Origin of the sequence: Streptomyces montanus (assembly GCF_005786655.1) — a bacterium.
GTDB classification, from domain to species: domain Bacteria; phylum Actinomycetota; class Actinomycetes; order Streptomycetales; family Streptomycetaceae; genus Streptomyces; species Streptomyces sporangiiformans.
In genome coordinates this window covers 156967-170748 of record NZ_VBZC01000010.1, presented here as the reverse complement: position 1 = coordinate 170748, position 13782 = coordinate 156967, and the positions used below count along the sequence as shown (strand labels likewise).

At 67.0% G+C, this 13782-nt stretch carries 13 protein-coding genes and 2 pseudogenes; 7 read left to right on the top strand and 8 right to left on the bottom strand.

Translation table 11 applies throughout. The features are described from left to right. Nucleotides 1–221: 221 nt before the first annotated feature. Nucleotides 222–497 (top strand): hypothetical protein, encoded by a 276-nt coding sequence (locus FE633_RS11485; protein WP_138045025.1) that lies wholly within the window; start codon nt 222–224, stop codon nt 495–497. A gap of 491 nt (nt 498–988) precedes the next feature. Here the strand turns inward: FE633_RS11485 and FE633_RS11480 are convergent, their stop codons facing one another. Then, entirely contained in the window at nt 989–1522 is a 534-nt protein-coding gene (locus tag FE633_RS11480; protein WP_138045024.1) for a hypothetical protein, read from the bottom strand. An 833-nt stretch (nt 1523–2355) separates the two neighbouring features. Here FE633_RS11480 and FE633_RS11475 point away from each other — a divergent pair. The 5 genes and pseudogenes from FE633_RS11475 to FE633_RS11455 all read left to right on the top strand — a co-directional run. Next, complete coding sequence (locus FE633_RS11475; protein ID WP_138045023.1) at nt 2356–3828, top strand: tetratricopeptide repeat protein; 1473 nt, start codon at nt 2356–2358, stop codon at nt 3826–3828. Nucleotides 3829–4084: 256 nt separating this feature from the next. Then, on the top strand, nt 4085–4384 hold the full coding sequence (locus FE633_RS11470) for a cupin domain-containing protein (protein WP_212747203.1): 300 nt from the start codon (nt 4085–4087) through the stop codon (nt 4382–4384). 28 nt (nt 4385–4412) lie between these two features. Then, a complete protein-coding gene (locus FE633_RS11465) occupies nt 4413–5081 on the top strand; it encodes a hypothetical protein (RefSeq protein WP_138045021.1) in 669 nt (222 codons plus the stop codon). After that, nucleotides 5078–5863 carry an IS3 family transposase gene (locus tag FE633_RS11460; RefSeq protein WP_138045020.1) on the top strand — a complete coding sequence of 262 codons (786 nt, stop codon included), beginning with the start codon at nt 5078–5080 and terminating at the stop codon, nt 5861–5863. The genes FE633_RS11465 and FE633_RS11460 overlap by 4 nt, the downstream gene beginning before the upstream one ends. A gap of 377 nt (nt 5864–6240) precedes the next feature. Next, a pseudogene (locus FE633_RS11455) lies at nt 6241–6493 on the top strand (hypothetical protein); the annotation flags it as partial. A 231-nt stretch (nt 6494–6724) separates the two neighbouring features. On the opposite strand, the gene FE633_RS11450 reads toward FE633_RS11455, so the two are convergent. The 4 genes from FE633_RS11450 to FE633_RS11435 are packed head-to-tail and all read right to left on the bottom strand — an operon-like array spanning nt 6725 to nt 9056. Next, nucleotides 6725–7435: an RraA family protein gene (locus FE633_RS11450; protein WP_246113558.1), complete on the bottom strand. Its 711-nt coding sequence runs from the start codon at nt 7433–7435 to the stop codon at nt 6725–6727. Further along, nucleotides 7432–7722, bottom strand: a complete 291-nt coding sequence (locus tag FE633_RS11445) for a DUF6510 family protein (protein WP_138045019.1) — start codon at nt 7720–7722, stop codon at nt 7432–7434. The genes FE633_RS11450 and FE633_RS11445 overlap by 4 nt, the downstream gene beginning before the upstream one ends. Nucleotides 7723–7732: 10 nt before the next feature. Continuing rightward, entirely contained in the window at nt 7733–8452 is a 720-nt protein-coding gene (locus tag FE633_RS11440; protein ID WP_138045018.1) for an FAD-binding oxidoreductase, read from the bottom strand. Nucleotides 8453–8462: 10 nt separating this feature from the next. After that, nucleotides 8463–9056 carry a molybdopterin-dependent oxidoreductase gene (locus FE633_RS11435; protein ID WP_138045017.1) on the bottom strand — a complete coding sequence of 198 codons (594 nt, stop codon included), beginning with the start codon at nt 9054–9056 and terminating at the stop codon, nt 8463–8465. 201 nt (nt 9057–9257) lie between these two features. Here FE633_RS11435 and FE633_RS11430 point away from each other — a divergent pair, with 201 nt between their 5' ends. Beyond that, on the top strand, nt 9258–10466 hold the full coding sequence (locus FE633_RS11430; protein ID WP_138045016.1) for a cation:proton antiporter: 1209 nt from the start codon (nt 9258–9260) through the stop codon (nt 10464–10466). Between the two features lie 398 nt (nt 10467–10864). Here the strand turns inward: FE633_RS11430 and FE633_RS11425 are convergent. The 3 genes and pseudogenes from FE633_RS11425 to FE633_RS11415 form a co-directional block, all read right to left on the bottom strand. After that, a pseudogene (locus FE633_RS11425) lies at nt 10865–11237 on the bottom strand (alcohol dehydrogenase catalytic domain-containing protein); the annotation flags it as partial. 232 nt (nt 11238–11469) lie between these two features. Further along, nucleotides 11470–12219, bottom strand: coding sequence for an SDR family oxidoreductase (locus FE633_RS11420; protein ID WP_138045015.1), 750 nt, complete (start codon nt 12217–12219; stop codon nt 11470–11472). A gap of 212 nt (nt 12220–12431) precedes the next feature. Next, nucleotides 12432–13259: an alpha/beta hydrolase gene (locus FE633_RS11415; RefSeq protein WP_138045014.1), complete on the bottom strand. Its 828-nt coding sequence runs from the start codon at nt 13257–13259 to the stop codon at nt 12432–12434. Nucleotides 13260–13782: the final 523 nt, after the last annotated feature.

Below are 13782 nucleotides of genomic sequence, written 5' to 3'. Positions count from 1 at the left end.
AGGAAAGGCCCCGGGATGACCCGGTCTTTCACGGGGCTCGTCAAGGTCTCAGCGGGGGCTCGACCGGGACGGACAACAGCCCCAGCTGAGCCATGCTCGGATGGGCCTGCATCCCGCAGGGCTCGTCCGGGTCTCTATCGGGTCTTCTGCTGGCCTCCCTCTGACCGCTGCGTTGCCGGGGGTGATCCAACCGCCGGCGTCGGTCGCAGCGAAGACTGACGATGACTGGCTACCCGCTCGTCGCAGTGCGGCACGGCCGCAGAGAAGACCGGGCCGTGGTGTACGACCGTTTCTTGAGCCTGTGCCTCTGCTTCTACGGCCTGCGCCGTGATCGGTGCGATCCCAGCAAGCGTGGAGAGGACGCTTCTGCGCTCGAAGACGGCATCCCTGTGCTAGTGGATGAGCTGCACGCGGCGCTCTACGCGATCGAGCTGCGCGCGCCGGCGGAGGTGCGCGAGACCGCGCGGCACCTGTTCTGGCGTATCTGCGGCTGGTGATGGAGCTGGTGTTCTGGTACCTGCGGGACATGTGAGCCGTCCGCGTGCCGTTGCTGAGACTTGGCTATGGCCTCAGCAACGGCGCTCGAAGAGCGGTGCTGTCGCGTGGCCGCGGAGTACTGCTCGTACGGAATCCGAGCTGCGTCCCTCGATCCGTGTCGCCGTCCGCCCCATCCCGGTGGAAGCGATCCGCCTCAGATCATCCACCGTCGCCGTACCCCTGCGTCGCGCAGGGATGGAGAACCAGGCAGATCAGCTCGTCCGAGATGCAGAGGACAGGTACTTCTTCCTCCCGTACCGGGACGCGAGATCGCGCCGTTGACTCCTCGCACGAGGTGAGGGTCATGAAGGGTGGGGTTGACCCGCCATGCGAGCAGGCCTTTACAGGGACAGCGGAGCGCGCCCAGCACGCCGCTTCAACCGCGCTGGAAAAGCAGAACCCCCGCGATCACTGGGATCGCGGAGGCCTTCGAGCCAGGCAACGACAGGGGCTACTTCATCCCTGCAGGGCTCGAACCAGATTGAAAGTCCACCTTGAACGGCTCGATCACGCTCAGCCCGAGGTAGCGGAAACGTCCCGCGCTCGGACGTCTGTAGCGTGTACTCCAGACCGGCTGCGCCTCCGCCCGCGCCACATCGCCGGGTACAAGAAACACTCGCCCGTGGGCGACGACTTCACCACTGAGCACGGCCTCGCCGCCCTCGAACAGTCTGAGCGCCGTCAACGAGTCGTCGAGGACAACCAACCCGAGGTGCGTGGCCGACTCATGCAGTACATCGGGGCGAGTCCCAGCGTCCCACTCGGCCGCGGGTTCCGTGCCGTTACCGTCGAGGTCCGCCTCAACGAGCACGGAGACCTTGGCGTCCACTCGCAAGCCACCCGCTTCGCTCGACACGTCATAGCCCGGGTGCCTCGGCGCGTGCAGCACCACATCTGCATGCCTCCGGTAGATCGCTTCCGCCACGAGCGCCTCAGCGAGAGCACCCCGGACATGAGCGGTCAGATCCCAATGCTCGTCGGTCACTTCTTCCCGGAGCCAGAGGTTCCTCCGTGCCGGAACTCGACTGAGTTCCGGCATAAAAGAATGTCTAGCTCGGGGGCGTAACCTTCGCTAGGTTCCGGGGTTCTGCGCTCCTTGTGGAGCTTCTTGACTTGGTACTCGTCACGGGCCATCGCGGGAAGAAGATCACCGTGCATCCTGGGCGAGGCAGTGCGCCTGCGCGGCCCCGCCCCGCAGGCGATGTCTTACCGTGCCTTGCCGAGGTGCACGGCCGGGATCGTCTCCAGGTCGGTGGCCTCGACCTCGACCAGGAGGTGGTCCGCCAGGCCCGGGGGAACTGGGGCCCTCGACTGGCCGGTGCGCCGTCCACGTTGACCGCACGGCGCACAGCGAGTCAGAATCGGTGCGAAAATCGCAGCAACCGCATTGCCACCTGTTGCAATCGCAGGGCAATCAAGTAGTCTGGGGATCAAGGCAGCACCCGATGGTGCTGCCGATCCAGGCAGATGCCAGACCGTTAGACCCGCAAGGGTCACGGGACGAGGGACGGACTCGATCGGAGCTCGCCGCGCAGGGCGCGGACGCACGAGACATCTCAGCGATGAACGAGAGGTCTCCGATGTCGGCTCCATCGACACTGAAGATCCGCGAGTCGGACCTGCTTCCGTCTGCCGAGCCGGTCGACGCTTCTTGTTCCGATGGGCAGGCCGAGGAAGACCTCGTACGGGCTGACGTGCAGAGCTTGAGACTGTGTCAGCTCAATGCCGTTGTGTGCTGAGGGGGGATGCCGAGGACGGAGCCGGTGTGCGGTGGGACTCAGCCTGCCCCATTTCCGGTACAACCCAAGGAGTTAATCCGTGAACGACGATCATCGGCACGGGTCCTTAGAATCCATCGATCCGGTCAGGCGAGACGCGACAGCGTACGCGCGGCAGGCCGTTGCCAGCAGCAGATGGCATGTTCCTCTGCGCGCTCTGACGGAGAGTGGGCTGCAGGAATGCACGACTCTCTTGCGGTTGTTGTCATGCTGGAGCCCGGCCCCTGTCCCGATTTCGCTGTTGGATCCGCCGGCGGTGCAGGCGAGCAATATGGACGCCTTGGATCCCCCTTTGGATGGACAACATGTCGAGGCGGCTTTGCGGGGGCTTCTGGAGCGCTCGCTGGTGTCGCTGAGGGACATCGAAGACAGCCATGGGTCGCTGCGGTCTCTCGTAACGCACGAAGTTGTCCTGGACGGCGTGGCGGCCGCCGTGCCGGATCAGCAGCGGGCCCAGCTGGTGATGTCGGCCGCTGAACTGCTGGGTCGCAAGGTGCCTCCGCAGGTGGGCCAGGAGAAGCCATCTGGTCTGGTATGGCTGCTGGTTCCTCACGCCACAGCTCTCCTTCGGCGGATCTACAGTATCGACACAGCGCAACCCGTCGTCGACGTGGCGACACGTGTGGCCGAGCACCTGTTCAAGGACGGTGACTATCACGAGTCTCTCTCCCTGGCTGAAGCGGCAATCGAGCAGGCCGAACACTGGCTAGGGCCAGACGCTCCTGTCACGCTCCGAGCACAGCACCGAGCCGCCCTGGCGCTCTTCCGGGTCGGACGCTTCAAAGAGTCCGAAGATTTCCACCGGCGCGTACTCACCAGGAGGCACAAGACCCTAGGTCCTGAACACCCCGAAACTCTGGAGAGCCAACAGGACATTCACGAACCGCTTGCCCAATTGAATCGTCCTCGTGAAGCCGTGCAAGCGCTGCGGACCACGGAGGAAACGCGTACACGCGTGCTCGGTGCGCTGCATCCGGAAACGCTACACACACGAGCGCTTTTGATTGAGCATCTGGCTGCAACGGATGACGTGGAAGAGTTCGACAGAATCGCACTCCCGACCGTTGCGGCATGCGAAGAGACCCTTGGCGCTGATGAGTTGAGCACCGTAACAGCTCGCCACAACTATGCCTATGGGCTGTTCCGCTTAGGCCGGCTGGAAGAAGCTCAACCCGCTGCTCGAAGGGCAATGGAAGACCGAGAGCACCTGCATGGCCCCGGTCATCCTCTTTTCTTTTCAGCCGCGGTCCTTCTGAGTTGGATCCTCCTTGACCTTGGATTGCTGGCGGAAGCCACCGGCCTCGCGCGTCGCGTCGTGGAGAGCCAGGAGTCGGTACTCGGAGCGGAGCATCCGTACGTGCTCGTCAATCGCACGGGACTGGCATCGACTCTTTCGAGGGCGGGCGCCGAAGCCGAGGCCCGCACCCTGGCTCAGCACAACCTAGCCGTGTGCGAGCGGGTACTGGGCATGGACCACCCGACCTCCGTAGAGACACGTCGGCTTCTCGCGTAGCCAGGAGCCTGACAAGGGAAACCCACAACGACTCCCTGGTCATCTTCCTCGGCTCGGAGCGCGGCAAAGCAAGCGGAGGTAGCCGAGCCGTCGACCGTTCTGACGAGTTCATTACCGACGCGTTCACAGCGTCGAACCCAGAGAAGTTTTCCTGCACGACACTACGTCTCATCTCAGGAGACATCGGAGGCGCGAGATGGCCATGACCGAGGGCGCGATCCTTAAGGTTGGGAACGGTTCGAAGGATCTCCCCAGCATGAGCGTGGCGGGCTCCAAGGCCTTCGTCGGAGACACGTTCGTCAATCCCGGCGGGGCGGAGATCTGCTCGGGCTTCTTCGAGCTCTTTCGCTCCGAGCCACTCATCTACGAATACACCTACGACGAGACCAAGTTCGTCGTCGAGGGCGAGTTCGTCCTCACCGACATGGCGACCGGCCAGGTTGTCCACGCCGCCCAGGGAGACGTGCTGTTCTTCCCTAAGGGGACCACGGTCAAGTTCGAGACACCCGGCCACGCGATCGGCTTCTACGCCGGCCACCGCAGCTTCGCTCCCTGATCCCGGTCAACACCAACCCACGCAAGGAATGAAACGAGGGCGCACCCATGGGGCCCAGCACACCAGCGCCCCGCGCCGGCCGACAGTCGATCCCAGCGCGGTGCAGGGCGGCGACCTCACCCATCTCCCGGACGGTCTGATCACTCTCAACTTGAGCCTGTGCACCAACCGTCTCGGCCCGCCGCCCGCTGCGGTAGAGGCCCTGCAGAACTTCCTTGCCAGCGGCGCCGACCGCCTGATGCCTCCGCCGTACCAAGCCGAGCGCCGTTACGTTCAGGCGGTCGCACACTGGCTGGGCGTGGACGAGCGGCACATGATCGCCGGCCGAGGGGTGACCGAGTTCCTCATGATCCTCGCCCGGCTGCTGAGCCTGTCCCGCGTCGCCGTCGTCACTCCTGAGTACACCATGACGATGCGCCACTTCCACTATGCCCACTTCGAGCACCCCGACGACCCGACGTTGACCGAGGTCGCCCGGGAACTGGGCATCAGCTCGGAGAGCCTGTGGGGCTGGGTGAAGAAGACGAACGGCACCGGGCAGACCGGCGCGGGGACGTCTGTGGCCGCCGGTAGCGGGCTGGACGCGGCCGAGCGGGAGGAACTCAAGCGGCTGCGCAAGCTCGCCGCCGACCAGGCCAAGACGATCGAGATCCTGAAAGAAGCGACGGCCTTCTTCGCGCAGGAGAGCGACCGGTGAGCGAGATATACCGGTTCATCCGCGCGGAGAAGGCCCACTTCACCGTCGTGCTGCTGTGCGCCGTCCTCGGCGTGGCCCGCTCCTCGCACTACGCCTGGGAGGCCGCAGAGCAGGCCCGTTCGGTGCGCGGGTGCGAGGATCTCGCCCGGGTCCACGAGATCACCGTCATTCACGTCGCGTCGAGGAGAACGTACGGCGTTCCGCGCATCCATGCCGAACTGCGCCGCCAGGGCCGTCTGGTGAACCGCAAGCGCGTCGAGCGCCTCATGCGCGAACACGGCATCGCCGGGCACAGCCGCCGCACCCAGCGTCGCAGCCTGACCCGTGCCGACCGCAAGGCCGCCCCGGCCCCGGACCCGATCGGGCGCGATTTCACCGCTACCGCTCCGGGCCTGCGGGTGGTCGGCGACATCACCTATATCCCCACCATCGAGGGCTGGTTGTACCTGGCCACCTGGCTCGATCTGGCGACCCGCGAGGTGATCGGTTACTCGATGGCCGATCACCACCGCGCCGGCCTGGTCGTCGACGCCCTCGGCAGGGCCGCCCGCCTGGGCCTCCTGGAGAACGGCTGCATCATCCACACGGACCGCGGATCGGAGCCTGGAGTGGAGCCCGGCGCAACATCAGGGATCCACAGCGGGGTGCCGTCCGGCGCGGACAGGAACTGGACGTTGCCGCCGAAGCTCTTGTGTTTCTGGCTGAACCACAGGTCGTTGCCGTTGTCCCGGACGCCGGTGACGCGGTTGCTCTCGATGAGTATGCCGTCCAGGATCACGTGATGCATCGCCTCCGCGTGACAGCGGTTCAACACCTCGTGCAGGTCCGAGGCTTGGGCCGCGAGGACGCCGTTCGCTTACCCGCAGAACCCGTGAACACGGCCGGGCGAGAGGCAATTCCTTTTCCGTTACTGAGGTTGAACTCGCGATGTCGCATACGGCTGACCGGGGCCTGCTCTGTGCGGTATCACCGGTGGTGCGCTGGGCTGTCGTCCAGTCTGCCGTGAGGTCGTCGACGCCGGTGGGGTCAAACACTGGGCGGGTGACGGCCTGGGCGGCGTGCGCGAGGGTTACGGCGAGGGCCTGGGAGTGCTCGAGCGGGCCGGTGACGGCCTCGTGGGCGAGGGCCTCCCACAGCAGGCCGCACGTGTCGTCGAGGCTCTGGGGCCTACAACTGGACCACCTCCAAGCGGCAGTCCTTCGCCAACGACCTCACCCGCTCCCCAGTTCCTCGCCGTCACCGATAACGTCAACCAGTCCAAGGGCGACCAAGACCCTGGCACCTGGTGGCCCTCCCGCACCGCCTACCGCTGCACCTACGCCCGCGCCTGGGTCCAGGTGAAGTACTACTACGGCATGTCGGTCGAATCCACCGAGAAGAGCGCCCTGTCCTCGGTCCTCAACGGCTGCTGACATCCCCCATCCTGACCAGCGCAACAGCGGGCCCCGGTATTCGCCGGGGCCCGCTGCAGCCACATCGGACGGCCGGCTGCCACATTCCCATTGCTGCCGGCCGGGTCGGGCCGGAACACCGGGAACCGCGCGATCCGACCATGTCGGCGACGTGAGGTCATGGCACCCCGAGCGAGCTTGACTCGCAGAGCCCGCTTCGGCCGGAGTGACGTCCCTCGTTGCCCTGGTGTGTCAGCGTTCCCGCTGTCCTTCGGTGCCGGCTCCGCCGGTCGTGTGCTCCTGCTCGACCTGGGCACGGAACGCGGCCTCCTTCTTGCCCACCGTCACGGCTCCGTCGAGCACGGCGTCGATGTCGGGTTCGGGGATCACCACCGCGCCGGAGTCGTCGGCGAAGACGTACTGCCCCGGGTGCACGCCCACCCCCGCGACCACGATCGGCACGTTCGCCTGGTACGGCGTGATCACATCGCCGCCCCATCGCACGGCCTCCGCGGAACAGTAGGCCGCGAAGGGGTAGGACTGCAGCTGGGCGAAGTCTCGCAGCCGTGCGTCGGTGAGCACACCGGCCAGGCCGTAGCGCGCCAGCAGGGAAAGCTTGGTGCCGCCGCCGATGGAGACGTCGCGGTGGCCGTTGCTCGCCAGTACCAGCACCTTGCCCCGGGCATCGTCGGATTTGACCCCCACCGCCTGCTGGAACAGAGCGCCGAAGGTGTGGGTCTCGGGGTCCACCATCACCGAACAGGAGGGGAAGAAGGAGATCGTGACCGCCGGCCCGAACAGGACCCGGCCTGGTGTCGGAGTGACGAGGTCGTGAATGTGTGCGTGGTGCCGATGGATTCGTCCGAGGGCGTCGACGATGTCCGCGCATGCCAGCGACCGGGCCGCCCGAGCACGCCGCTCGGCCACCGCCTCTCGGTCTTCGCCCGGCGGGGCGGGGGTCACGGCAGCCCCAAGGTACGGATCGACATCAGGGTGAGCTGGAGCCGGCGTGGTCGGTCGACGAGCAGCACCTCGCACGCCGAGCACGCCGGACAGCGCACCACCATGCCTGGGCAGCGCAGATAGACCCTGGTCTCGGCGACGCGGTGCCGATCCCCGCACTCGGCACACTCCAGGACGATCGTGGTTGCGTCCCGGCCCAGAGCCAGGGACATCGCCCCGGCGACGGCGTTGCCGTCCACATAGCCGTCCTCCGGGGGCACGGAGAGGAGGTCTTCCTCTACGTTCACTGCGGGCCTCCTATCCGAACCTCTCGGTCCTCAACGAGTCGGCGTCCAAGCCGGCGCCGATCAGTCCGCGGGCGGCTTCCTCGACGAAGGCGGTCGGGCCGCATACGTAAGCCCGCAGCCGCGGCTCGCGAACACCACCGGGACGAAGCAGCGCGCTCAGCTGCTCGGCTCTCAGCCGGCCGTGCTCGAACCCCGCCGCGCGTTCCCGGGTCAGGTGGACGGTGCTCTCCGGCCCGTTGGGACTGCGCAGCTCGTCGGCGAAGATGACTCGGTCCGCGGTGCGCGCGGAGTACACCAGTCGCACCGGAGTGCCGTGAGCGCGGGCGGCCCGCCAGATGGCGCGCATCGGCGCGATGCCGGAGCCGCCGGCGACCAGGAGCAGCGGTACGTCGTCGCCGGGCTGCCACACGAAATAGCCTCCCACCGGTCCCATGATCTCCATGGCATCACCGTCGGTGGCGACGTCGACCAGGTACGGAGACACCTCGCCGTCGTCCACGCGTTCCACGGTGATCTGCGGCGCCTCCCCGGGCGCGGAGGACAGCGAGAAGCTGCGGGTGGCCTGGTACCCGTCCTCGGCGGTGAGCCGGACGTCGATGTGCTGGCCGGCGACATGCCCCGGCCAGCCGGCGACGGCGAGCCGGATGCTGCGCGCGGAGGCGCTCTCACGCGCCGTACCGGCCACAGTGGAGGCTCGCCAGCCGTGAACGGGGCGCACGCGCGGTGGCATGGCTGAACGGTCAGTCACCGTAGTAGCGCTGTTCGAGGGACGGGTCACCGCGGTGGTGGTAGCCGGCGTTTTCCCAGAACCCAAGCTCGTCCTCGGGCATCACCCGGATCCCGCGCAACCACTTGGCGGACTTCCACAGATACAGGTGCGGCACCAGCAGCCGGACCGGCCCGCCGTGCTCGGCCGGGATCGGACCGCCCTCGTAGCCCACCGCGACCATCGCGTCGCGGTCCACCAGGTCCTCCACCGGGACGTTCGTGGTGTAGCCGCCGTACGAGGACACCAGCGCGTAGGGCTCGTCGGCCACCCCGGCGTCCTCCAGCACGGTCGCCACCGGAACGCCCTGCCAGGTCGTCCCCAGCTTGGACCAGTGCGTGACGCAGTGAATGTCGGTGGTCAGGTCCACCATGCCCAGATCGCGCAGCGATGCCCACGAGTAGGTCCTCTCCGTGGTCCCGTCGGTGACCACCAGCTCCCACGCGCGGGTCGGTACGTGCTGGGTCGGGCCCGCCGTGAGGACCGGGAAGTCACTGGTGACGAACTGCCCCGGCGGGACCGCGCCTTCCGTGCGTCGAGGACGTCCCGTGAATCCGCGCGTGACCATGTGTCGCTCACCACCCATCGTATCGACAGCGTAACCAACCGTGAGCATTCTCGCCTCCGTCACCATCAGCGGCCCTGAAGCCGCCGACCGTGGCGTGCACGGTGGAATCGGCCAACTCGTTCTTCGACCGGCCATAACACCATCGCGGATGGGGCAATCTGGGTCAGAACCTTGCCCCGCCGACCGGCCGCCGGAGTCACGATGTCGTACGACAACCTGGTCATCGTTCTCGCGGTAGCCGCCGGCGTCCCCTTCCTCCTCGCCCTGGTGCCCCGCGTCCCTCTCCCGGGCCCGGTCCTCGAGATCGTGGCTGGCGTCGTTCTTGGCCCGGCGGTGCTGAATGTGGTGCAGCCGGACGCCACCGTTCAGGCCTTGTCGATCATTGGACTGAGCTTCCTGTTGTTCCTTGCCGGGCTCGAGATCGACTTCAAGCAACTACGCGGGCCGCGGGCGAGGCTCATCGGTATTGGTCTGGCCGGCACACTTGCGCTGGCCGCAGCCGTCGGCTGGATGCTGCACATCGCCGGGTTGTTCGAGAGCCCGCTGCTCCTCGGCACCGCGCTGGTGGCCACGTCTCTGGGACTTCTGGTCCCGATCCTCGAGGACGCCGGCGCGGTCGACCGGCCAGTTGGCCAGCTGACCATCGGTGGAGGCTCGGCAGGTGAGATCAGCGCTGTGGTGTTGCTGTCGCTGTTCTTCTCCGAGCATGCATCGGCCCCGGCTTCCAGGCTGCTTCTCCTGCTCGGCCTTGCTTGCCTGATGGTGCTCATCGTGGTGGCCTCAATACGCGCAGGACGCTCCATGTGGCTGTCCCAGACGGTAATGAACCTGGCGGACACGAGCGCTCAAGTCCGGGTCCGCTTGACAATGGTTCTGATCGTTGGTCTATCCGCGGTCGCCCTGCATCTCGGATTCGAGGCCGTTCTGGGTGCCTTCATCGCAGGGGCCGTGCTACGGCTGGTCGACCCCGACTCCGAACAGACGCACCCGCAGTTCCACGTCAAACTGGAGGGCCTCGGCTATGGCTTTCTCATCCCGGTCTTCTTCGTGACGAGCGGCATCCAGTTCGACCTTGGAGCCCTGTTCGCGGACGCCGGAACGGCGCTGCGGGTACCGATGTTCCTTGCCGCGCTCCTCCTCGTTCGTGGAGTGCCCGCATTGGTCTACCGCAGCGCCGGCCTCTCGCGCGCCGAGGTCATGGCCAGCGGACTCTTGCAGGCCACCTCGCTCCCGGTCATCGTGGCTGCGACGACGATCGGCTTGAAGTTGGAGGCGATCCGACCGGCTAACGCCGCCGCGCTGGTGGCGGCAGGCCTGCTGTCAGTGGTCGTGTTTCCTCTGACGGCCTTGCCATTGCTGAACCGTTCACGGGGATCCGCAAGATCGGGTCCCGGGAAGGAGGCGGATTGATTCGTCGCGACCGCCCACGCGCGGCGCGGGCACCCCGGTTCCGGAAGAACGTCGACCAGGCGCGGGACCGTGCTCCGGCTCACGGCCGCCCCAAAGACGCGGGCCAGGCAGGCACCGGCCCGGCCCGCCAGGGCAGAGCGCTACCCGCAGCCCGAGAGCGCTTCGTCTGCCGCAGGGCACATCAGCGGGAAACGGCAGGTAGGCGCCGTGAGCACGGCAAAAGACCAGGCCCCGGCACACCCCGGGCACAAGGCCGTGAGCCACTGGCAGTCCCGGCCACGAGGCATTCGACGGCGTCGATGCCGTCGCCCGCGCCGAATGTGCGTGGCGACGGGATGCGTGCAGGCCTTCGCGCGTGCATGGTGGATTCGTCCGCTGATGGGACCGTGCCTGTGGCCCGGCAGCGGCGCAAGGTTGCGTGCCTCGACGACGACATACTCCGCGAGGGTGCCGTCGCGCGTCCAGTCCGTGAGGCCGAACACCCGCTGTCCTAACCGACAGGCCGGTTGTGCCATAGCTGAGGGCGGTGACCACTCCGGCCAGCTCGTGGCCGGGGATCGACGGCGTGCGGTCGCGGCCGAGGCGATCGGTCCAGGTCGAGGGCCACTCCAGCTCATTCCCGGTGAATCCCGACGCATGAACTTCAACGACGACATCGCCGTAGTTCGCGCCCGAGAGGCTGGCGAGCCTCTCCGCATCCGGCTCGGGCCGCTCCACCAGCTTCATCCTGGCCGTCCCCGCGGCCTGATCCGTCACCACAATCGCCTTCATTTGGACACCTCCCCGTATCTAGTGCTGTGACCGCATAGGTTCACCGGGTTGGCGGTTGGATGGGTGGTGACGAGGTCCCCGGCGTCGGCGTGCTGGCGGCCAGTGCGCCTGCGCGTTGTCTGCGGACGAACGCAACCGTCCCACGCGGTCGCGGTTGCGGGCTTCGATAGCCGCGACGCGCTCCGCTTCCGCCTCGTCGATACGGGGCCCAGGAGGCGTAGGTCGGGGACCGTCAGGCCGCTGTCCGGCCCGGCCAGTCGCTGTAGCGGGTCTCGCCGAGGATCGCATCGCTACCCGGCACCAGAGTTCCCTCGCTCAGTTCGGCTCCGAAGTAGCGGGCGTGGGGGTCCGTGACGACCTCACGCGGGTCGTTACGGGCGGCTAGGGCCTGCCGGAAGAACTCGTCCATCCGGAACCGCTCGGGCCCGGCGACGTCGACCCTGCCGTTCAGCGGCGACCCGGTCGAGATTCGGCCCACCGCCTGGGCGACGTCGTCGCCCGCGATGGGTTGGAAGAGCACCGGGGCCAGCCAGGCCGTGCCGCCGGCGGTGGCGTCGTCGGCGATGCTCGCGACGAACTCGAAGAACTGTGTCGCGTGCACGATCGAGTACGGGATCGAGGATTTCTCGATCAGCTGCTCCTGAGCGACTTTCGCCTGGAAGTAGCCGCTCTCGGGCAATCGCTCGGTCCCCACCACCGACAGTGCGACGTGGTGGGCGACGTCGGCTGCGGCTTCGGCGGCGAGCAGATTGCGCATGGAGGTCTCGAAGAACCTCATCACCGCGCTGTCTTCGAAGGACGGCGAGTTTGATACATCGATCACCACGGATGCGCCGGCCAGCACGTCGGTGAGTCCTTCGCCGGTGAGGGTGTTGACCCCTGTCGTTGGTGCTGCCGCCACCGTGTCGTGGCCGTGCTGGGCGAGTTGCGGCACGAGTTTCGAACCGATGTTGCCGGTGCCGCCGATGACGACGATCTTCATGGCAAACCTTCCCGTTCGCCGGGTATCCGGCCGCCGCTGAGACCGGGCAACCCTGTGGGGGTGACGGCCTCGGCGAACTTCTTCACGTCGTCGGTGGAGGGAGTGAGGTATGGGAGATCAACTGCGGGTGGCGCAGCCATCCCGTCAGATCGCTTCGCGCCAGGTCGCCGGACGGCGATAAGGCGCCGTGGGTTGCCGTTGTTGGCGGTTTGTCAGCTCGTCGGGGTTCGGGCGTGGCTGGTCGCCCATTCGAGCGCGTAATCGGCCACCTGTTCCCAGCCGGGCTCGACACCGGTGAAGTGTGAGCGGTCCGGGAATTCGTAGGTCTCGGTCAGCGCCTCGGAGTTGCGGTACTTCTTCGCGTTGGAGCGGATCACCGAGGGCGGCATCAGGTGGTCCTTGCCGCCCATGATGAACAGCAGCGGCGCCCGGTCGTCCAGGTCGTAGTCGACCCAGGTCTCCTGGTGGCCCGGCTTCCAGTTGGCTATCAGGCCGTAGGCCCACACCCAGCTGCCGGGCGCCGGGATGTGGAGGTGGTCGTAGGCCGCGTCGGACTCCTCCCGGCTGCACGTGTTGGCGAACGCGTAGTGGAACTGCTCCTTGGTGAAGCCCACTGCGCGGTGCCGGTTGGCTGGGTTGGCGAGGATAGGGAATAGGGACTTGATCTGGGACGGTGGGTTCACCCGCACTCCCTCGGGTGGCGCCGAGTCGATCGTCACGGCGGCGGCGCCCAACCCTCGGTTGACCAGGAGCTGGGTGAAGGTCCCGCCGAAGGAGTGGCCCATGATGATCGGCGGACGGTCCAGGTTCTCGACCACGTCGCTGAGATGGTCGAGGGTGTCGGGGACGGATGCCGTGGCGATGATCTCGGGCTTTTCGCGCAGCGCCTCCACCTCGATCTCGAACCCTGGGTACGTCGGCACGACCACCTCGTAGCCATTCGCCCGGTAGTGCTGCGCCCAGCGATCCCAGCTTCTGGCGGTCATCCAAAGCCCGTGGATCAGCACGATCGGCGGGGCATTGGTCGTTGGCTCGCTCATGGCCCTCCTTCCGATTGCAGGGCTGTAACAATCGTCGACCTCGAACAGCGGTCGTACAAACGCAGCGATGAAGTGGCGGCCCACCGGCGCACGCTCTGCACCGCCGCCCCTCCGGTGGGCGATCGCTTCCGTGACTTCCTGGCTGTCCGCACATCGGCACGACCGGACGCCCAGTGTCGCGAAGGTCGCATTACGGTGCGTGCTGCTCGGTCCCCGGCAGATGAGGGCGAAACTGAACCGATCCTGGGCCGCACGACGTGGACCTGAACCGGTGTCCCAGACAGTCGCTTCGACAGCGGGGCGTACCCAGGCTGAGCCCGTGACGGAGGCAGATCTGATGGAAGGGGCCGCCTGGCAAATGGTGGCCGGAAGACTCGCATCCGATGATCTGCCCGAGATCGCGACCGAGGCGCCTGGCCGCTCGCAGCCAGCCCTCCACCTGCTTCGGCCTCGGCTCGGGCAGCAACAGCGCAGTGGTGGTACGGGCCGGGGTGTGCGACTGCACGGATGCGATCATGCCTCG

What these genes read in the sequence shown, in the direction of transcription:
- FE633_RS11470 (WP_212747203.1), top strand. Translation starts at nt 4,085, where the DNA reads ATGAGCGTGGCGGGCTCCAAGGCCTTCGTCGGAGACACGTTCGTCAAT.
- FE633_RS11440 (WP_138045018.1), bottom strand. Translation starts at nt 8,452, where the DNA reads ATGCCACCGCGCGTGCGCCCCGTTCACGGCTGGCGAGCCTCCACTGTG.
- FE633_RS11485 (WP_138045025.1), top strand. Translation starts at nt 222, where the DNA reads ATGACTGGCTACCCGCTCGTCGCAGTGCGGCACGGCCGCAGAGAAGAC.
- FE633_RS11420 (WP_138045015.1), bottom strand. Translation starts at nt 12,219, where the DNA reads ATGAAGATCGTCGTCATCGGCGGCACCGGCAACATCGGTTCGAAACTC.
- FE633_RS11430 (WP_138045016.1), top strand. Translation starts at nt 9,258, where the DNA reads ATGTCGTACGACAACCTGGTCATCGTTCTCGCGGTAGCCGCCGGCGTC.
- FE633_RS11435 (WP_138045017.1), bottom strand. Translation starts at nt 9,056, where the DNA reads ATGGTCACGCGCGGATTCACGGGACGTCCTCGACGCACGGAAGGCGCG.
- FE633_RS11465 (WP_138045021.1), top strand. Translation starts at nt 4,413, where the DNA reads ATGAAACGAGGGCGCACCCATGGGGCCCAGCACACCAGCGCCCCGCGC.
- FE633_RS11415 (WP_138045014.1), bottom strand. Translation starts at nt 13,259, where the DNA reads ATGAGCGAGCCAACGACCAATGCCCCGCCGATCGTGCTGATCCACGGG.